16 protein-coding genes are annotated in these 20,291 nt (G+C 55.3%); 8 read left to right on the top strand and 8 right to left on the bottom strand.

Features of this window, described 5'->3' with window-relative positions; genetic code table 11:
- Window positions 1–479: 479 nt before the first annotated feature.
- The 5 genes from GRAN_RS16850 to GRAN_RS16830 form a co-directional block, all read right to left on the bottom strand.
- Window positions 480–1,607, bottom strand: a complete 1,128-nt coding sequence (locus tag GRAN_RS16850; RefSeq protein ID WP_128914124.1) for an IS110 family RNA-guided transposase — start codon at window positions 1,605–1,607, stop codon at window positions 480–482.
- Between the two features lie 211 nt (window positions 1,608–1,818).
- Window positions 1,819–3,174, bottom strand: coding sequence for a hypothetical protein (locus GRAN_RS16845; protein WP_128914123.1), 1,356 nt, complete (start codon window positions 3,172–3,174; stop codon window positions 1,819–1,821).
- Window positions 3,175–3,255: 81 nt separating this feature from the next.
- On the bottom strand, window positions 3,256–4,425 hold the full coding sequence (locus GRAN_RS16840; RefSeq protein ID WP_128914122.1) for a hypothetical protein: 1,170 nt from the start codon (window positions 4,423–4,425) through the stop codon (window positions 3,256–3,258).
- Window positions 4,422–5,006, bottom strand: a complete 585-nt coding sequence (locus GRAN_RS16835) for a hypothetical protein (RefSeq protein ID WP_128914121.1) — start codon at window positions 5,004–5,006, stop codon at window positions 4,422–4,424. The genes GRAN_RS16840 and GRAN_RS16835 overlap by 4 nt, the downstream gene beginning before the upstream one ends.
- A 761-nt stretch (window positions 5,007–5,767) precedes the next feature.
- Window positions 5,768–6,526 carry a hypothetical protein gene (locus GRAN_RS16830; RefSeq protein WP_128914120.1) on the bottom strand — a complete coding sequence of 253 codons (759 nt, stop codon included), beginning with the start codon at window positions 6,524–6,526 and terminating at the stop codon, window positions 5,768–5,770.
- 90 nt (window positions 6,527–6,616) lie between these two features.
- Between GRAN_RS16830 and GRAN_RS16825 the strand changes: the two genes are divergently transcribed.
- The 4 genes from GRAN_RS16825 (at window position 6,617) to GRAN_RS16810 (ending at window position 11,722) form a co-directional block, all read left to right on the top strand.
- Window positions 6,617–9,325 (top strand): serine/threonine-protein kinase, encoded by a 2,709-nt coding sequence (locus tag GRAN_RS16825; RefSeq protein WP_128914119.1) that lies wholly within the window; start codon window positions 6,617–6,619, stop codon window positions 9,323–9,325.
- Window positions 9,326–9,330: 5 nt separating this feature from the next.
- Complete coding sequence (locus GRAN_RS16820) at window positions 9,331–9,627, top strand: hypothetical protein (RefSeq protein WP_128914118.1); 297 nt, start codon at window positions 9,331–9,333, stop codon at window positions 9,625–9,627.
- A gap of 162 nt (window positions 9,628–9,789) precedes the next feature.
- Window positions 9,790–11,118, top strand: a complete 1,329-nt coding sequence (locus tag GRAN_RS16815; RefSeq protein ID WP_128914117.1) for a YcaO-like family protein — start codon at window positions 9,790–9,792, stop codon at window positions 11,116–11,118.
- A complete protein-coding gene (locus GRAN_RS16810) occupies window positions 11,111–11,722 on the top strand; it encodes a TfuA-like protein (RefSeq protein WP_128914116.1) in 612 nt (203 codons plus the stop codon). Before GRAN_RS16815 ends, GRAN_RS16810 begins: the two co-directional genes overlap by 8 nt.
- Window positions 11,723–11,729: 7 nt before the next feature.
- Here GRAN_RS16810 and GRAN_RS16805 read toward each other — a convergent pair whose 3' ends face one another.
- A complete protein-coding gene (locus GRAN_RS16805) occupies window positions 11,730–12,323 on the bottom strand; it encodes a sigma-70 family RNA polymerase sigma factor (protein WP_128914115.1) in 594 nt (197 codons plus the stop codon).
- A gap of 234 nt (window positions 12,324–12,557) precedes the next feature.
- Here GRAN_RS16805 and GRAN_RS16800 point away from each other — a divergent pair, with 234 nt between their 5' ends.
- The 4 genes from GRAN_RS16800 to GRAN_RS16785 all read left to right on the top strand — a co-directional run bounded on the left by GRAN_RS16800 (window position 12,558) and on the right by GRAN_RS16785 (window position 18,713).
- Window positions 12,558–13,367: a hypothetical protein gene (locus GRAN_RS16800; RefSeq protein ID WP_150133267.1), complete on the top strand. Its 810-nt coding sequence runs from the start codon at window positions 12,558–12,560 to the stop codon at window positions 13,365–13,367.
- 12 nt (window positions 13,368–13,379) lie between these two features.
- A complete protein-coding gene (locus tag GRAN_RS16795; RefSeq protein WP_128914113.1) occupies window positions 13,380–15,020 on the top strand; it encodes a hypothetical protein in 1,641 nt (546 codons plus the stop codon).
- 302 nt (window positions 15,021–15,322) lie between these two features.
- Complete coding sequence (locus GRAN_RS16790; RefSeq protein ID WP_206662781.1) at window positions 15,323–16,801, top strand: S53 family peptidase; 1,479 nt, start codon at window positions 15,323–15,325, stop codon at window positions 16,799–16,801.
- Window positions 16,802–17,249: 448 nt separating this feature from the next.
- Window positions 17,250–18,713: an ankyrin repeat domain-containing protein gene (locus GRAN_RS16785; protein ID WP_128914111.1), complete on the top strand. Its 1,464-nt coding sequence runs from the start codon at window positions 17,250–17,252 to the stop codon at window positions 18,711–18,713.
- Window positions 18,714–18,989: 276 nt separating this feature from the next.
- Here GRAN_RS16785 and GRAN_RS16780 read toward each other — a convergent pair whose 3' ends face one another.
- Together GRAN_RS16780 and GRAN_RS16775 are read right to left on the bottom strand one after the other, a co-directional pair.
- On the bottom strand, window positions 18,990–19,529 hold the full coding sequence (locus tag GRAN_RS16780; RefSeq protein ID WP_241654763.1) for a DUF6036 family nucleotidyltransferase: 540 nt from the start codon (window positions 19,527–19,529) through the stop codon (window positions 18,990–18,992).
- Window positions 19,519–20,289, bottom strand: coding sequence for a helix-turn-helix domain-containing protein (locus GRAN_RS16775; RefSeq protein ID WP_128914109.1), 771 nt, complete (start codon window positions 20,287–20,289; stop codon window positions 19,519–19,521). Before GRAN_RS16775 ends, GRAN_RS16780 begins: the two co-directional genes overlap by 11 nt.
- Window positions 20,290–20,291: the final 2 nt, after the last annotated feature.

The raw sequence follows: 20,291 nt of genomic DNA, 5'->3' as shown, positions 1-20,291 counted from the left end.
AGCATATTCCTCCATTCATCGATGATTTTCTTCTTGCGCAGGTCGAGAGCCGCTAACGTCGCAGCTACAGAGATGGGCCTTTGCCGTAGAGACTGAGGATTTCAGAAAGCGTGCGTCTGAGCTGCCTATCGCTGAGTGCATTGGCCTGATATGGAGTGACCGTGTCAACTCGGCGCAATATTGGGGTTGTTGTGGCTGGTTTCGTCGTTGTTCGAGGACAGAGCGAGCAGCAGTCGGGGCAGTTTTTAGCGACGATTGATCAGTCTGATATTCGCGGGTCGGAACCGCATAATCTTGATCCGTCGGGAGCTGCCTCTGACTGTTGTCGCGAGTCCGGCTGAGCCTGTCGCATAGGCCAAACGAGGATTCTCCCTCGTGCTTACCCCATCTACTGCTGGCTCTGTTCTCGATTTGGACGACGATGTTCGCCAGTGAGTTCGCTTTCGTTTCTTGTTCTCAGGGAGGTTCTTGCTTTGTTCTCAAGCTGCTATTCGTTGCCCTGCAGCCGCTTCCGCCTTAGTCCCAATGGCCCAGATAAAGCCCAGCAGTTCTCGGCCTACTGCGGTAACGATCTTCCTCTTGTCTTTACCCGCGGCCGCCAGTCTCACGTATCGCTTATGCAGTCGGTGTTGTGCCTTCCATGCGATCTCATTAGCCGCTTCCGACGCGCTCTGCTGTCGTTTTCGCAACCCAGCCCAGATGGCAGGAGGGCGTTGATAACTCCATGCCGCTTCGATGACGATCCGTCTTAGGTGAGCGTTGCCCGTCTTCGTGATACTGCCTCGTCGACTCCGCTTGCCACTAGAGTTCTCGCTCGGCACGGCACCGCAATAACCCATCAGCTCTCGAGCACCTGCAAAGCGAGCGACCTGGCCTAACTCAGCTGCGATCGTCACCGCCGAGATATGTGCGATGCCACGCAGTGCCTGCAGATCCGTGATGACTTCCTGCAAGGCGGGCGATGCCAGCTTCACCGCTTCCACGATAGCCTGCTCGAGTCGCAGGACCCGTTCTCGCATGTGCTCGACTTCGTGCAAATAATCGAGCCGCGTTGACTCTTGAGCCGGCTGGGTAAAGCGTATCTGCGAGACCCAGATCAGATGGAGATGAGTCCAGGCTCGCACTCCGGTTGGCGGACGATGACCGGAACGCAGTAGAAACTTGCCCAGCCGATGACGCGCTCGAAGCTCATCCTGCTTGGCCGCTTCACGCGTACGCACCAGATCGCGCAGCGCCTCGGAACCCTCGTCCGGAACCCAGACCGCCGTCAGATCGCCCGATCGATAACTCCGTGCCAGCTTCTCGGCGTCACGCCGGTCGGTCTTCACACGGTCGCCGGCCTTCACCGGAACGAGCGACGGGGCGATCACCTCGCACTGCACACCGAGCTCAGCCAACTGCCAGTAAAGAACGTATCCAGTCGGCCCGGCTTCATAGCAGACCCGCAGCTTCTCCACAGGGCCAAGCTTTTTGATCAGCTTGCGTACCGACTCCATCCGATTAGGAATCGTGCCAAGACTTCGCACCTCGCCATCCGGTTCGGCTATCGCTGCGGCAATCGTTTCGGCATGGACATCCATGCCCAGAAATCGTAACTTCTCCTTCATGACCGGCTCCTTCCGCTTGTGGCTCTGAACTGTGTTCCATGCGAACACAGCCTAACCCACGGTCAGCGCATCGCGCCGGTCACTCCATAGTGACTGTTTGCAGCAGTCAAAGGTTGGTGGTAAGCCAAGTAGCAAACAAGGTTCGGCCTGCGCAGGCCAATTTGGTTTGACTGTTCAGGCTCGACTCACCTCTTCTTCCGGCGAAATCCTATCAAAATATGCGAAGGAATTGACTACTTAGGATATGTTTGCGGGGCGCGGGAGATGAGGCACCTGGGGCGACCATAAACGCTCCGCTGGCTACAATCTCTTCGTTCGTCGATGAGCCCGAAGTTCTCTGGCCGCTGTCGGCGAGCACGGCTCCAACCATAACGTACGGAGTGAATTGACGAACGATACCGATGGAGTAGGAGATTGACGCTTGTTTTCCCCCAGAGTTGGTGTTGTAAAACGTGTCGATGGGGGAGATATTCGTTGATTCGTACATAGCATTCAGCTTCAAGATGTCCAGGGCTTGGATATCGTTAATCGATTTCACCAGCGACGAAAGGAATCTTTCCTTTTCTCGCAACTGGCCAAGATCGCTGGCGAAGTAGGTCGAAGGAAGTGGGTTGTTAATGCAGAAATTGTTCAAACCTGTCAGGTGCTTGTAGGGCAGGCTGCCAGTTTGATTTAGCGCCTTGATCTCGGCGTCGGCCAGCAGTTCGCGTTCGAGAAGGCTTGATGGCACCGATGCAGATGTGCCGGCTGCCGCGGCTAACGACGCCCGAATCTGCATTCTCGCTGCCAGGGCCGCAACAGAATTTTGCCCGTTGCTGCGAATATCCATTGCAAGGGAATATGCATCCATGCACGCCCGCACATTGGCTTTGAAGGCTTCCGCCTCTTCTATGTAGAGCCCGATGGCGGATTCAAGATCAATCGTGCGTGCCCCAATGCGGTTCGCGTTGAACTCCCTAGCAAACGACTGCACATCCTCGAAGTGGTGGCGCCATTCCTGGTTGATGGTGAGAAATTCCTGCCGGCTAGCTGGGGAGCCCATCGCACCATACGCCGCAGTCAGACAGTTCGCCAGTTGGAAGCCACTACGCGTCACGATGGCATTGCATGGGACACCCGTTTGGGTGACAACTTTGCCATAGATATCGTTGAAGGCTTCGACCTCAGACTGCAATTGATCTCGATGCGCGGTAAGTTCCTGAAATTGGCGTTCAATATCCAATTCTGGCGTAGCGCTTGCCCCGGGGTCGAGCACAGAGCCAAGGATCGCATTTGCCGTCCACTTGGTCGCCCGCGGAGTAAGAGACGGCTTTGCGGTCTCGGCTGCAGACGATTCGAGAGCGAGCATCTGAACTGGGCCGCCTGCAACGATTGGAAAGAGCGCACTGGAGGACCCCTCTGAACCCCAGTGTAGGATGTAGCGGGTCAGCCACTGACCGTTCATCACGCGCAGTGTGATCGGTTCATCTAACGTTAGCGTCAGAAGGGGTGAGCCTTTGGTGGCGCAGTTGTTGGTCCCGACCGTTGCAATGCATGTCATCTGCTCCCGAGAGTCGTAAAGCACCAACGCCTTTCCTTGTCCATGGGGCGGCAACGTGACACAGCGCATGCAGCGTCAGGAGCAACACTATCAATCGGGGGCGAATCATCAAAGCGTCTCCTTTCGGGTTTTGCCCCGCTCGTCCCGGCGTATCTTCCGCAGGTAATCCTGTAGCTCTTCCATGCTCTTCGGATCGTCAATCTGCAGATCCTCGTCTCTTACCGAAGCCTCCATGCCGCCTGGCGGGCCAGGCTCAGTAACTGGTGTTGTCGGAGCGGGTGTACCGCCCGAATTGCCGGTATCTCCCTCGGCCTTCTCCCGGAATCGCAACAAAACCAGTGTCTTATAGGCGGAGCGATACTTGTGGTAGCGCTCGGTTCCCAACAGAGTGAAGCTAAAGACCACGCAAGCGTCCATAACGAAGATTGATCGACCTCTGGCCCAACCGTTGATGCCAAATGAGATAGCCGTAATCACTCCAATCACGCCTAGTGCAAAAGACATTTCGCTTATGGCAACGGACGAACTGCGGAGCCTCCTGAGTTCCTCTGCGGTAATGTATCCCTTACTGAGCGCGTAGTCGGAATCCCCGAGCATATCCGTCTCGTTTTCTTTTTTCTGCTCTTGCTTCTTGGGCTGCTCATCCTCCATTGAAGGAGATTTCTCGGAGGGTTGCGTCTCTTCTGCTCCTTTCCGACCGAGGAATCGCACGACGAGCCTGATAGGATTCGTGGTCAACCATCGCCAAACCATCGCTGGAAGGGTTAAAGGGTCCGCATGCGGGCGCTTGCTCAAGATTTTTGCGTTCAGCCACCACAGCGCGGGAAGCGAAAGCATGAAACCCGCAAATGACCCCACGACGCCAGAGATCACAAATGGCATTGCGGGCTTGGGAGATCCTGCATAGCTAACTTTGCTCGCAGCTAGTTCTCTAGGTTGAGGATCGGGGTCGCGAGGAGGAACAGTGTTTTCCGCATGCGGAAGCACAAGTGGGGGAAGTGATCTCTCGGGTCCGCTTTGTTCGGGCTTCGGACTCACCAACTTTCGTTCGGATGTCGGAAGCTCAGGAACTTTGGGAGAGTCTACACGTCTCTCGTCAAGGGGCGAGTCTGGCTTGCTGGCCACATGTTTATCTGACTCGCTGGCGATGGGTTTACCCAGCTGCTGCTCAGGGACGGTTGGTGACGCTGACTGCAGTTGCGACTTCTGCTGTCCGACACCAACGGCAGCGAGCATCACGACGCCGGCGAGCATCCCGAAGATGCGTGCCTTGTTCACATCTCCTCCTTGAAGAGGAGCTTATAGATCAGCTTGGATCCCGCCGGGCTGATGAGAACTTTGAAGATTGTCCCGATTCCCGCGACCAAAGCCAGGAAACCGGTGACGTGATCGGAAAGCGCCTTCAGATAGTCCCCCAGAGACTGCTCCGGGCGCAGACGGTCAGGGTCCGCCAACCGCAGGTCGAGCCAACCGCTGAATCGCTTCAACTCCGCAACTTCATAATCGCGTATACGAGCGCGTTTTTCGCGCGCTTCAACCCGATTGCGGAGGCCATGAATCTGACTATTGATCGCTACAATTCGAGCATTCGGAATAGCGACCGTGGGGCTGCGAAAATCCTCAAACTGCGCCGCCAGTGCGCCAGCGCTGTCGCGAGCCTTTTCCAATGCTGTTATCTGGCGCTCATCCGCATCGTTCTCGCTCTTCTCTCTGCCTTCTTCGCTCAGCTCGAGCGCGAGGCATTCTTGGAGACTCTCTTTCTGCTCTTCAAGATATAGTTGTAGAGTCTGCGACTCCCATGGGTGAAATGGCGGGAAGTGTGGCTCCGCCTGGAGCTGATATATTCCTGGACCTGACATGGGACTTCTTTGCCTCCGCCCTTTGTGCTTACCGGAAGCATCGCCGGAGTGAGCAGGAGACGCAGAGACTTACCGGCCAGCGGTGAAGGTTCCTTGTCATCCCCCTCATTACGGCCCATGAGCCAATTGAAAATTGGAGACATCTCCTGGGTGGGTTGGCCGTGTAGATCCTGGTGGTGAAAAGTAGGAAGTTCTTGGACGTGTTGCGGTTTGTTGACGTCCTTCGGTATATCGAGAATAGGAATGGTGTTGATAGGATGCGGAGGAAGAAACACGAAAAACACCAACAGCGCACCCAATAGGCCGGGGATACTCAGGTTCGCAATCTCATTTCCATCAGGCAGTTCGGCCATAGATTCTTCTACGCGCTCCAAAGACCATAACTTACTCTTCGAGAATAGGGCTTGGGGAAAAAACGATACAGACACAGGCTCATATTGGTGCATGTGCTTGTTGACGACGCGGGGTGATGCGAAAAGTTTAAACCAACTTTCCGGTAATTTCGAAGGTACGCGCACTCAACGAGCAATGGTCCCTGAAGCTTGCGCAATTCGCGGCACGTTCGTCGAAAGAGCAGATGCTCGAGGCAGTCCACATTCCGTAATCTTTCCCAGGCTGTTGGCCCCATTGTGTTAGAGAAGCTACTCCTAATACGTCTAAAGAGCAGTTCCAAACCACTATGCTAATCATCTTGGCCGCTGCTGCGGCTGATGGCTGTTCAGGCCATTTGATTCTTCCCTCTGATCGGTGCTGCTTCCGGATCAAATAATGTCGATGTTATCCGTGGGCACAAACATCCAAGCAGCAAAATTGTATTCGGACTTGAAAGCGCTTTTACCATCAGGTTTGGTGGGACCTTGGTTAATCATCCATACGCCCTTGGAAGGATCAGAAAGCGGTTTTCCTTGAAAGTCGAAGTTCGCAGGTTGATCCTGGCCGCTCTTCTGTGACCAACTGCTGCCGTCCTTTGCGTCGCAGCGGACGAAATGAAAATCACCTTGCCAATGAATCTGAGGTTTAGGGACCGAGATGAAGACCGCGACGAGATGCCCTTTATCCAGATTGAAGGAAGACGCATTTTGAAGTGCTGCGGCAAGCGGCATCGTAGCGTCTCCGATAAGCTGGAGACCATCAGCCATAGCGGCTTTAAGCAAAAAGTCTTCCTCGATATGGCCAGAGGGGCCGCGCAAATTCGCGTCGTGCTTTCTTCCCGGATGAGCGAAGGAGTTCGTCGCGATGTTGCAGGCGTAGTTATAACAGTTGTTATTCGCTTGATAGCTTGACGAAGTGAAATAACCTCTGCAGTCTGTATCCGGATGGAAGCCGGTGACGTAGCTTCTCTCAGTGTCCGCCCATCGTGCCACCTTGGTTCCATTGGCAAGCAGGTCACTCAGCGGAGGTTTGATCCTGATCGTCCCGCCGACGCTTTGGAGCGAAAACTCGTCGTTCACGTTGAAGGTGTAGTGCAGCGGATCGTCGACCGGGTGAAAGCCGGAATACCTGAACGTAGAGGATTGCATATTCTTTTATTACCCCAAGATTATTTTGTGAAGCGGTAAAAATCATCGATTCAAAGCTGAATTTTTAGATGCGGCCCAGGAAGCAGGATAATGCTGTCCGCAATCCTTACGGGCCCCCTACTACATATTCTCGCCATGGCGTTCAACCGCTGGGAAGAAATAAAAGGCATATTTCAGGTGGCGATCCTGGAGGAAGAAGACTCCTGGCAGATGCTGCTCGCCGAAGCCTGCGGTGGCGACTCGGCGATGGCTGAGGAGGTCCTGCAGCTGTTGCTCGCGGACCGAAAAGCGGGCCATTTCCTAGAAGAGCCACTTTCGAGCACCAGCGACCTTGACATCTTCGGCTCCCCGGAAGAAGCATTCATGCCGCACGAGGTGTTGTGCGGACGCTTCGAAATCCTGTCCCTGCTCGGCGAAGGCGGTATGGGGCAAGTGTATGAGGCGCTGGACCTCGAGTTGAAGGAAAGCGTGGCTATAAAAACGATTCGCGGGGATATCGTCGGCATTCCTGGAACCCTGGAGCGCTTCAAGCGAGAGGTCTTCGCGACTCGCAAGGTGACCCATCCGAACGTCTGCCGAACGTTTGACATAGAACGCCACACTACAATGCGAGGCAATGTTCCGCACACGATCACATTTCTCACCATGGAGTTGCTACGTGGCCAGACTCTAGCGGAACGACTGCGCCTCAGCGAGTCGCTGGAGTTAGATGATGTGAGGGTGATGGCGAAGCAACTTGCCGATGCTCTGCAGGCGGCTCACCAAGCCGGCATCATTCATTGCGATCTCAAGCCAGCGAATGTATTTCTAACAATAGGTAACTTCGGACCGCGCGCCGTTGTGACCGACTTCGGAATCGCTAGGCTCATCCAACAGACGGACGATGGGGATCTTGTCGCAAGGCGAGCGCCGGAGCGAACACTGCAGTTCACGGCCACGGCCAGGGCGGGAACTCCGCGCTACATGGCACCTGAGCAACAGGGATGCGGCGCCTGCACCCCTGCCAGCGATCTTTATTCGCTCGGCCTTTTGCTGTTCGAGGCACTTACGGGGGAACTTCCGTCGCGGCATCAGGACCTGGCTTGTCAAATAGACTTGTGGCTCCAAGCGCGCTCTGGCTTGGCGGCGTGTAAGGCGGAAGCGAATGCACATTCAATGTGGAGGGCGCTGCTCACGGGATGCCTGCAGAAAGAGCCTGAGAAGCGTTTTAATGACGCCTCTCAGGTCTTACAGCTTCTAGAGGCGCGCGAAGAGCGCTACAGTCCCTCTACCGAATGGACTGGCTGGCGACGCGGGCGGTTTTGGATGCTGGTCGCTTCCATGATGGCACTGTTGGCCGTGGCCGCAACAGTAGGGCGGACTTGGACGCTCGGCACGGCCAACGTTGGCCGAAAACCGTCGGTAGCGGTGTTGGCGTTCGCGAACATCCCAGGCGATACTGCGTCGCAAAGCGTGAGCAATGTTGTTGTAGCGGACCTGACTAGTGAACTTGCACAAGTAAACGGCCTGCGGGTACCGTCGCAGAGCCTGATCTTGAATTCAGACACTGCGGCGCACTTTGCAGAAACAGGACGAAGGCTAAGGGTTGACACACTGCTTCAAGGTTCTTTGGAACGGGTAGCAGATGGATTCGTTGAGAAGGTAGAGTTGATCGACACGCAGACCGGTGCGCAGTTATGGAGCCGAAACTACCATCGCGCGCAAGCGGAACTCGGAACGCTGCAGCAGGACATCGCCGAGGAAGTGGCATTCCGGCTGCGGTCCCATGGGGGAGCGGGATCGACTGCAGCCGCAGTGCATGTAATGCCGCCGGCGGCGAAGGCTATGTACGACAGAGGCCAGGAGGCGCTCGCGGAACACACACGAGCAGGTTTCGAGAAGGCAATTGTGGCTTTCCAACAGACTATTGATGCCGACCCGCAATCGGCGGCTGCCTATGCCGCTCAGGCAGATGTCTATATCAAAATGGCGAGCAACTTTAACCGGCCGGAGGCACCGCTCACGTTGCTGGCAAACGCTGAGAAGGCCGCACGACGCGCCTTGCAGGTAAACAGCAACTCCGCGCCGGCATACTGCTCGCTTGCGCAGATTGAACTGCTACGTGATTACGAGTGGGATGCAGCAGAAGAGAACTTCAAGCGCGCTCTCGAGTTAGATCCCACTTACCTGCGCGGCCACATGTTGTACGCTACTCTGCTGCTTACAGCAGAGGGCCGCTTCGCCGAGGCACGGGCGCAGTTTGCCTATGCAAGCAGCAACTTCCCTAAAAAGCTGGATACCGCTCTGCTTGAAGTCACCGGCGCATACTACGCACGGCAGTTCCAAACGTCGTTAGAGCAAGGGCACCAGATTCGTGAACATGCGCCGACGCATGAAGCCACCGCAGAGATTATGGCGCTGGATTACATTGCAGAAGGCAGGCCGAAAGAGGCGATGGCGCTACTGTACAGCCTGCCTCCCGCAACAGGAGATGCCCAAGCTTCCAGAATTGCGTTACTTGGTCTGGTCTACGCCCAGCAAGGGCGCCGTGACAAAGCCCGCGGAGTGCTGCGGCAGATAGAGAGCTCCATCACGGCCGGTTCCGAACAGAATCTCCAAATTGCCTCCCTTGCTGCGGCTGTTGGAGACTCCTCCAAAGCGATGAAGTATTTGGAACGCGCATACACACGACGTCAGATGAGTCTCTTATTTGTCGAGGTAGACCCATTGATGGATCCCCTGCGGTCGAACGCACGCTTCCATAATTTTCTAACCAAGTTGCATCGGAATCAACCAGTTCGTCTCACAAACACGAGGTAACATACATGACACGCGAAGACATGTTAATCAAGATGCACCTTTCCGAGCAGGAATTTGTCAACTACATAGAGAAGCTTACAAAGTTCATGAGCTCGCTGACCGAGCCACAGCTTCAGTTCCACATGCGGCTAACCCAGCAGGGATCGAAGTCTGGGGTGAAGGCAGAGGATGCCGCGAAGGCCTTCGGACCCCAGGTTACCGCTGAAGAACTCACGACTCTCTTTGAGAGCATTCCTCCGTCAAATGGAGTGACCGCGTTTGTTAATATGCTCGTTGAACAATTTATTGCCGGTAACGAATGAGTGTAAAGGAGACGCGAAAGATCGCCCGTTTCGATTCGCCAGTCTTCGCAAGCTGTGGCGCCGTGATCATTTTGTTTTCTCCATGAAGGCAGCATACTGTGTCTTCAGTCTTTTCGCCGCCGGACGATCTGACCGAACGGCAGTTACTCTACAGAGGGCGCAATGACCGACCCAGATCAGGCCTGCTTACCGGCGACTCGGCATGGAGGCGATGAGTTGCCTTCGATGCGGACGAGAAAGGTAGCAGGGACCCAGCGCGTAGTGCGGAGCGAGACGACTCTACAGCGCGTACAGTATTTTGCTCGTCTGTATGGCGTGACGCGGCTGGCAGATATCACGCGCCTGGACCGGATTGGGCTGCCAACATACAGCGCGATCGTTCCGCGTTCGGAAGACAGCATCTCCGTCTACAACGGCAAAGGTCTAGACCCAGTAGACGCAAAGGTGGGCGCGTTGATGGAGGCGCTGGAACGCCAGGTCGCACTGAAAGTTCGATTGCCGATGGTGCAAGGCAGCTTCCGTGAGTTGAAACGAAGATTCGTGGTGCTAGATCCACGACGATCCAGAGAACGCGTCACGGAGAGCTATTCAGAAGATGCTACGTACTGCTGGATATGGGGAAAGGACCTTATCGGACAGTGCGACATCCTAGTACCGGCCACATGGGCGGGATACTTCTGGCACCATCTTTCGGCTGGTCCCCACTTCGAGCTCTATTCGTCGAACGGGCTGGCTTCCGGCAACATCTTGGAAGAGGCCATCTGTCAAGCGCTTTGCGAACTGGTGGAACGCGACGCGTGGACACTGGCAGACATTGGCGCTCACTATCTGCCGTGGGCGCGACACCGCCTTGCCGACCCGGACGATATTGAACACAAGAGCGATGATCTCGACCTGCTGCCTACATTGGAACTCGAAGACGATCCTGCGATGAAGTTGTATCACCAAGCGGGTTTGGATCCGGTGCTGCACGACATTACGTCCGACCTGGGGATTCCAACGGTCATCGCTACGGTCTGTGATGAGCTTCTTCCGGCTTTTCCGATGGTGCATTGTGGGTTGGGTACGCATCCAGACGCGAGGATAGCCGTCAGACGCGCTCTAACCGAAGCCGCGCAGTCGCGTTGCGTCGACATACAAGCGGTACGCGAAGACCTGCTCCCACCCGATGCGCCGGCCAGCCAGTTCAGTATGCACACTCGTCGTGTTTCGGGCGTAAACCGTACAGCGTGGGCCGTCCATCGTGGAACAAAAAAGCACCGGCTCTGTGATCTTCCGTCGGCGATCTATAACACAGTAGAGAAGGACATCGAGCACATTCTTATGCGTTTGCGCAACGGTGGGGTAAACCAGGCGATCGTAGTAGATCTGACCCCGCCTGGGGTTCCGTTCGCAGTAGTTCGGGTGATCGTCCCTGAGTTGGAGACGTGGTCGGTCAATCGTGGGCCTCTCGGCGAAAGAGCTCTCAGGTTCTGGCGCGCCCATGTATAAGACGGCTGTCTTTCTTGGGCCTAGTCTGGACGTCGCCATTGCGAAATCCATTCTGGATGCGCTCTTTCTTCCTCCGATAAAACGGGGCGACCTGCAACAACTCCCGGAGGGCATCTGCAATATCGGCATTATCGACGGGGAGTTCTTTCAAAGCCTGGCGGTTTCGCCGAAGGAAATCCTTACGCTCCTCGATCGCGGCAGCAAGGTTTTCGGCTCCTCGAGCATGGGTGCTCTCCGCGCCGCGGAGACCGAGCCGTACGGGATGGTTGGAATCGGAAAAATCTTCGAGCGATACCGCGACGGAGGCATCGATGCAGACGACGAAGTCGCTCTGACCTACGATCCAGTAAGCTATCGTCCTTTATCCGAAGCGCTGGTCAACATCCGTTTCGTACTAGAAGCCGCCGTCCTGGAGAACGTCATCACCCAGCCTGTAGCCATGCAAGTCATCCGGGAGCTGCAGGAGGTCAATTTTCCTTTTCGCTCCTACGCCATAGTTTGCGATATCTGCCCCCAACTCAGGAACTTTCTGAATAACCGCTGCTTGAACCAAAAACGCGACGATGCCATCCTCCTGCTCCAGACTCTCGCACACATGAATTGACTTGTGCTTAGGACCTGGGGGAAGGTCCTTTGGCGCTGCCATAGCTGAGCTCTTTGTACAACCATGCCCTTGCCATTCGCCACTCCCGCTTCACGGTGCTGACGGAGATACCCAGTACGTCGGCGGTTTCGTCTTCAGTCATGCCGGCGAAAAATCGCATCACAACGATCTTCGCTTGACGCTCATCGACATGTTCCAGTTCGCGGAGCGCATCGTCCACGGCTATGATCTCCGGCGTCCGACCCGGCGCAGGCACCAGTCCTTCTTGGAGCAATAATGTCTCCTCACCACAGCCGCGTTTCCGCGCCCGCTGGGCGCGGGCGTGCTCGACCAGGATGCGCCTCATCACTACAGAGGCGACTGCGAAGAAATGTGCCCGGTCCTGCCACTCCACCCTCGTGATGTCGATCAATCGCATGTAAGCCTCGTGGACCAGGGCGGTTGGTTGCAGTGGCTGCTGCGGCGATTCACGCTTCAGGTGGGCGCGCGCGATGCGGCGCAGTTCCAGATACACGAGCAGGATAAGACGATCCTGCGCATCTTTTCCTCTCGTCTTGATCTCCAGAAGGATCTGTGTGACTTCGCCGGGAGTTGTGTCCACAAGAACCTCTGATGACGAAATGAACTCGCTGGAGAACGCGCCCTATGTCTACTGGCCGCTCAAACGTTGAGTTGAAGGATCAGGAGATTCTAACATTCTGAAAAAATTGCAGCGATCGTGAGCTCTTTCGATCACGTTCTGCGCCTACACATACAAGACACCCTGCACAGTCAGCCAGCGCTGCTGATTGGCGATAGAGCCCTCTCTGCCGCTGGGTGATCAGTGGAGGATTTCATGAATACCCTCACTACGTTTCTGGCCACTATGCTCGGCATCAGTATCGCGGTGGAACGCGTCATCGAGATCCTGAAAGGCTGGCTGACAAACTTTTGGCTGTTCAAGACAAACCCTGATTCGGCTAAAGAAGCACAGCGGATCGCTTTCATTCATGTGCTTTCCGGCATTTGCGGTGCTCTGATTGCCGCTTGTGGAAAGTTGACGGTTCTTCCGAACGTCCCCGCGGACAGTTGGCTTTCTTGGATGATCGCCGGCCTGCTGGCCTCCGGTGGGTCTGCCTTCTGGAACCATGCCCTGGACCTCGTCAAAGCAACTAAAGTGACGAGTGAGCAAGGCGCCATCGCTGCTGTCAATGTAAATGAAAAGCAAAACCTGCTCGTCGAGGCCCATCCGGCTTCGTTCGCCCGGACCATGGATGCCGGTTCCTCTTCTTCTGTTTGGCAGCAGGAAGCGATTGCTTCCTCACTCTGCGTGGTGAAGGTGGATCCGGATACCGGCAGCTACAAAGCGCCTGCGAAACAGTCGTTTGCGCTCAAGCTGCAGGTCACCTCAGGCTCATTCAACTTCGTGCCTTCCCAATGCACGGCGCAGGACGCCTCCGGCAAGGACGTTCCGCTGAGCGGTGTGACGGCGAACCGGTTGGTGTTCCCTGCCAGTCCCGCCGACTCCTACAAGCTTCTCATCGCGTATGAGTTTAGCCCGGGCTCCGAAGCAGAGCTTTCAGAGGACTGCGTTCGCGCAGTCGTACTCGACTACGTTGATGGCACCGTTGCAGTGCCCAGGATCTACACCATCCAGATTTCCTGAGAGGAGGAAACCATGAAGCGTTTCATACTGCATGCACTCGCTCTATCGTTTGTGATGTTCGCTTGGGCCGTATCGCGAGCCCAGGCCCAGTCACCGTCCTGTATCAGCTCGCTCCAGCAGGCCATCGCGCGCTACCAGAAAGCCCAACTGGACCTTGCCGCGGAGAAGGCCAAAGCCGCAGCGAACCAACCGGCCGATGTGGCTCACGCCCAAGAAGAGGCGGATGCCAGTTCGGGCGAACTTCACCAAGATCTGACCTTCGAAAAATCCTCTCCGTGCATGATCGCGGCTATCCTCTCGAACTCTGAGTATCAACAGAACCTCGTTTCCAGAGTGAAAGCCGCGTACCAGCAAAATGGCTCCAGCAATGGTAGCAGCGGCACCACCAACGTTGTTTCCAAGGGCCTCGCCGCGCGTGTGCTGTCGTTGGCGTCGGAGTATGGCGCTTTGTCTGAAAGCGTTTCAGGGCAGACCGTTACGCTTAGCGGCACCCTTGCCGGAATTCCTCTTGCGCTCGAGCGCGCCAAGATTCTTCAGCCTTGTGTGCAAGCTTTCTCCGGAGCGAAGTGCATTTCCTTCAAAACTACGGACGGGCTTGATCGTGTGTCGTACAGTGTTGCTTTCGCCGCCAGCCAATCGTCTTCCCAGGTGACTGGCACGGCATCTGGTAGTACTTCGTCAACGCAGCCCACCGCGTTCAACGCCAGCTACCAGACACTTCAGCAAGCGAACGTAAAAGTCGTCTTGATCAAGGGCGTAGCGGCTACACCGGATGACATCTCTAAAGCGATCACGGCACTGGACGGGAGCAGCAACATCCTTTCCGTCGGGGACAACAAAGCAGCGCTACTTGCCCTGATCGACAGCTACAAAGACAACGCGGCTATATGGGCGCGAGAAGAATTCACACGGCTGACAGGCATCAGCCAGAGCGACGTGTCCGCCGAGTTGGCGTCCTGGAGCCAGTCCTTGCCCAGCGCGCTTTGTAAGGCCAAGAATCCATGCACGCTCCAAAAAGATGCGGAAAACTACATCGAGCATTACGTCGCTTATCTGACAAACCAGCACGACTTCGTTGAGAGTCAACGCAAGAAACCGATCGTAACCGCAGAGTATGACGCGAACTTTCCAGCCGCTCAAACTTCCAACTCAACCGCTCGCCTGATCGCCGGCTACACATTCCCCAAGACTAAGCTGACGCTTACGGCTAACGCAGCCGGATCCTTCTACAACGGCAATCCTTCCGCGACAGTCCCCGGCGCACGGGTCCTGCGTGACTTCCAGGCTGCCGGTGAGCTCGCCTATACGTTCGGTTCCACGAAGACCTCGTTTCTTGGTCAGAGTACGGCGTCCGCAGCGTACTACTACCAGGACCAGACCAGCCCTTCCATCCTGAACATCACTCCCGGCGAGCCTGTCTCCGGCATCACTTTCACCAGCCTGCCTTCAACTGCAACCCAGGTCTTCGCGAAACGCGGTGTGATCAATCTGGCGCAGATGAAGTTCAACTTCATACCCGGCAAAGGGTCCATTGATGTGCCGGTCTCGGTCACATGGTCAAACCGGACGGAGCTTGTAACTCAGCCGGTATGGCGCACGCAGGTCGGGATCAGCTACGACTTTGACTCCTTGTTTTCCGGGCTCGGAAAGTAATAGGACATCCCCGCCGTCGGACTACTGAGCCTGTTGGTGTCGATACAGTTGACGCGCCACGTACCCTTGAAAGCCCCCAGGCACTCTTCGTGCACCGGCGATGTGCGGTGGATTGAATCTCCATTCGCTCACCCTGTTTGCTGCCGCACTTGCAAACAACCAATATTTTTTACCCAAAGGAGAAAGCTATGAGCTCACGAACTGTATTCCACGACAGCATAATTCCTCTGCCCGCAGAACCAGGGCCCACGCCCGGGGGACTAATGGTCAATGCAACGAGGCCAGAGCAACCCGACCAAACGATGAACGTCCACTTTTCCCTGAAGATCGCAGATGATGTTCAGTCAAGCCTGGAAGAGAGAGTTGCCCAGGGTGAGGTTGTGCCGGCTGACGAAATCGCGAAGCTCTATACCGCGTCATCGTCCGAGCGGGACGGACTTGTGGATTGGCTGAATGAGAACGGCTATCAAAATGTCCGAATCTCCCGGGACGGTGTTTACGCGCAGGCCAAGGCAAGCGTGGTCGCTAAAACTCTCGAAGTGAACATGCTTGGAGTGACCAAGAATGGTGTGACATTTACCTCCGCTCAGAACGCCCCCAGCCTTCCTGACGAAGTTGCGAATGGGGTTCGTTCCATCAACGGGCTCCAGCCATTCCGCCAGGCCAACAAGCACTTCATTCGCGTACCTGCGAGTCTAGACCTATCGCACACTGCAGTCGATGGACCCGTAGCAGCCATCGATAACAGGCCACCGTACACAGTTGCAGAGATTCGCAAGGCATACAACGCCGAAAGCCTTGGCGTGGACGGCAATGGTCAAACAATTGCCATCCTGATCGACACAATTCCTGCGGCCTCCGACCTCACTAAGTTCTGGGCGCAAAATGGTTTGCCCACAACGATAGCTCAGGTCGATGAGATCAATGTGGGGGGGGGCGTGCTACCAGCGCCCACCGGCGAAGAAACTCTAGATGCATCATGGACGAGCGGTATCGCTCCCAAAGCGAATATCCGAATCTATGCCAGCGGAGCGCTGACCTTTGTGGCGCTCGATGCGGCGCTGGATAAAATCATCGAGGATCTGATGACTCAGCCGGCGATGAGGCAGCTCTCAATCAGTCTGGGACTCGGCGAGACGTTTATGTCTCCTGGCGAAGTCCAAACCGAGCACATCAAGTTTCTCCACCTCGCCGCAGCGGGCGTAAACATTTTTGTATCAAGTGGCGACGCTGGCTCCAATCCCGATAACACGGGACACAGTCCAACTGGTCCTCTGCAGGCTGAGTATGAAGCTTCTGATCCTGCCGTCATTGGCGTCGGCGGCACCACTTTGCGCCTCAGCGCAACAGGGGCGGTGAACTCGGAAACCGGCTGGACCGCAAGTGGAGGTGGCGTCAGCCGTTTCTTTCCGCGCCCCTCTTGGCAAATTGGTGAAGGGATGCCCGGAGGCACTCACCGGCTTGTTCCCGATGTAAGCGCTGCCGCCGATCCGAACACCGGAGCGTCATTGGTTTTCGGCGGCCAATCTATTGGGATTGGTGGTACCAGCTGGAGCGCGCCGGTCTGGGCCGGGTTCTGCGCCTTAATGAATGAAGCACGCAAGAATGCGGGAAAGCCTGCCTTGGGATTTCTGAATCCATCCTTGTATAAATTGAGCGGAACTCCAGCTTTTCGCGACATCACGTCTGGTAACAATGGTGCGTTTCATTGTGGACCAGGTTACGACCAGGTCACCGGACTTGGCTCACCGAATGTGGCTGAGCTTATAGCCAGGCTTTAGTAAGTAGATTTGCTGGACTGGGAAGCCTCACTCCTGCTGCCCGCTGAGTGAACCTTCCTCGTTTGCAACGAGCTCGAGTAAAGGGTTGGGGCGTACCTCAACGGAATCCTCACTCATTGCAACGAGCGATAAATCGCCGATGCACTCACGGAAAACAAATTGCGTCCGAGCTCGGGGAGGGGGAGTGTTCATAATCCCCGTCCGCGAGAGCCTCGATTACAGTGCCAATGCGTACATTCCTCACGCTGATTCCCGAAGGACAGGGAGAATGAGGGATAAATAATCATAGAATTACGATGATTCAGATACTCGTGAATATTGAGATTCACCGATTTTACGCAATGAGCTCGGTTCGGGGCACTTCGTGATCCTCAGCGGGCTCGTATGTTGACAAATATCAAGCTATCCATCGACCTTAGTGTCCACTATCGAAGGAAGTGTTTAGACCATGAGTGCCACGAAGTATTCGAGCCCTACAGGTTCCAATGCCTCTACGTCTCAGGTTCTGACGATTGAAGAGGGCAAGGAACTAGTTCGCCTTTGCCGCACGGGGAGACTTTATGAAGTGGATGCTTGGATAGCGGCAGGAAAATCTCTTTGCGTTCCTTCAGAATTTAAGAAGACTCCCCTCCAAGTGGCGGTGGACATTGGGTTCCACAGCCTCATTCGATTACTTGCGCGCCACGAAAGAGACGTAGCGAATCTAAACCGATCGTTGTCGGATGCTGTTGCAATCAGGAGCCTCGACGCTGTGGCTCTCTTACTGGAACACGGCGCTGATTTGAAGAGCATTCCTCTTGCTGATGTCTTATTGAGCTGGGACCCAAAGCTTATCCAACTGTTCCTAGATGGCGAGGCCGAGGTCATCGAGGGGCTGCCGTTCACGGTAGCTTTCTGCGCAAAAATCCGAACAGCTTTGCGTCCCTTTATGAACTTCAAACAGTCTCATTCTAAGCTTGGGACCGGGCTTCAAGATCAGTTAGAGCGTGCCCTTCGCCATTTCTCTCGTGAGGGCGATTTAAAGTGGGTGAGCTTGCTCCTTTGGGCCGGGGCCGACCCTCGATCGATCGGCCCGAGCGGCATGGATGAGCATGATCCAGAAAGCTATGTCTCAGCCCTAGAGCAGGCGGCTGCATCTAGTCATGTTGAGATCTTGAAGAAGTTCAAGCTAGATCGAGACCGAGATGACTTGTCTCGTCTCCTATGTGAGGCGTCCTTTGGGCAATCGAGCAGCGTTCTTGTCTATTTGCTAGAGCTCGGAGCGCGACCAAATGATCGGGCAAATGGCGGTTCGACTCCTCTGAGTCGCTGTTTGCACTTCGTGCATTTCGAGGGAATAGGTATCCACATATTTCCAGGAAAGCGCACAGTCTATTCCGTCTCCACATCCCTGGAGAAAATCCGTATTCTCGCCGAGCATGGAGCGTTCTGGAATCCCGACGATGTCTATGAAATGAACTCGTTGCGTAGGACTCTGCTCGAATGTGAGCCTGAAGTCTCGATTGCACTTTTCAAAATCTTTGTTTCGAACGCTGTGTGTTCTCAGAATACCTGGAAGAGTCTTTTCTCAAGTGTGCGTTTTAGGCAGCATCTAGAGAAGGAGTCCTGGTGGCTGACTCGATTGAAGCTGAGGGGCCTTGCTGCAGGGCCTCCTACTAAGGGCCAAGGAGGCACAGCGTCCTCGCCACGGATATCCCGCCGACTTTTGGCTCATTACGATCGGGAGCAGCTCTATCGTCAGGTTTGGGAACAGCCGATGCAAAAGTTGGCCAAGGAATATGGTGTCTCTGATGTGGCGCTGTCTAAGACCTGTCGGAAGCTCCGAGTACCGGTGCCTGGTCGAGGATTTTGGGCGAAGAAACAGGCCGGAGTTCCGCTTCCCAAAAGACCTCAGCTCCCGATTCTTGGCTGAAATGGCATGTGCAAGTTTTGAAGGTTGCCACTCTTTGCAATCTTCGATCAAACTAACCTTTGAACCAGAAAGTAGAACCTGCCATGAAGCGTGAAGAGACTTTTGAAACGCTATTCACGAACCACAATCCAACTCTCCTCGGTTTCAGACGACATGCAGAGACGGACTTCGGTTACGTGAATTCGCATGCCGACCTTCCCGTGAAGGTTGCAAGGCGATCATTGAGGACTCGTACAAGAACTAGATCACGAACCATTGGCATTGAACTCGTCTCTCTCACTCGGAGAGCATTTCCATCCATAGTTTCATCGTCAGATCCTCGCGGTCGGGCCTTCCAAGTTGCCAACGCAGCTCCGCTTCATAGCGTTCCTGGAGCGTCGGCAGGCTGAACGGCACCGTGCGGCTGAGATACCGAACATCATCACGATCTTTCTGACTGTTCCGTTCGAGTTTCGATAGGGCGATATCGTACGGATCGAGAGCCATCAGTCTGAGGTGTCGATATGCTCCAGGAAACATCTCTGTGAGCCGGTCTTCATAATTCTCCGGGATTGCGGCCACGCCTACGCGATCAAGGTAAATCCGGTGCTTTCGGTGAAGAGGGCCTCCTTGCATTGCAATCTGCATCAGCGCCTCAGACGCCTCTCTTGGTGCAAGTTCGATGACGTCCACATCCGCCGTAGGACGGGCGAGTCCATATAGCTGCGTGACGACAAACCCTCCGATGCAGTCCAGGCGAGCAGTCGCTTGCAAGGCATCATCAAGATCGCGGAGGAACGAGTGCCAAGGTTCGGGAGGTCTTAACTCAGAAGACATGCTGGAGGTCCTCGGCTTTCAGGTCAGTGAGCAAATTCCAGTGAGCTGCCGATGGAGTTCGGTGGGTGCGCAGCCATTTGCGTTCGGCCTGTGACATGGAACTTTTGGCGAGTGTGTCTTCGTTGGCTAGGCGAGAGCGTTCCAGCGCCGTCACACGAGAGTGCAGCTTCTCTGCTACCTGCGTGTCTCCGCGCTTTTGTGCAACGTCGCTTGCTAGCAGAGCGACGTATGCAAGCCGGTTCTGTCTATCCCGAGCTTTGCTCTCGGATGTAAGCCAGTTCCAGTTCATCTCTGGGAAGTGAAAGGGGAGCCAGGGCAAGGCTTCTGTCACCCGAGCATCAAGATCTTCGCTGTCGAGTGCAAGGAGAAGCAATTCGGCTGGATTGAGCAGTTGCTGACTCTCCATATAGGCAAACCCCGGATATCCCAGCTCTCCCAGAGCTCGCTTGAAGAACTCTTCTCCTGCCTTCGCGGCAGGACGATCTTCTATGAGGCGTGCCGTTGCAGGTAAAGGGAACACCTGAAGAGCTGCCGACGTGAGATCGTCTGAGACCGGCCTATTGCCGCGTTCAACCATGGAAAGGTAGGCCTGTGTGACGCCAAGGCGATGGGCGGCTTTGGCCTGAGTCCAGTTCGAAGCAGTACGAGCCGATTTGAGGTCGTTACCAGTCACAGCTGTATTATAACAATACTTGTTATATAGGTGAGCGTCACGAACAGGCTTACAGGTAGGGTCAAAAAAAAGTGCAAATTTGCACATTT

Source organism: Granulicella sibirica (assembly GCF_004115155.1).
GTDB lineage: Bacteria > Acidobacteriota > Terriglobia > Terriglobales > Acidobacteriaceae > Edaphobacter > Edaphobacter sibiricus.
The sequence above is the reverse complement of the archived record's forward strand: the minus strand, read 5'-3'. Positions and strand labels throughout refer to the sequence as shown.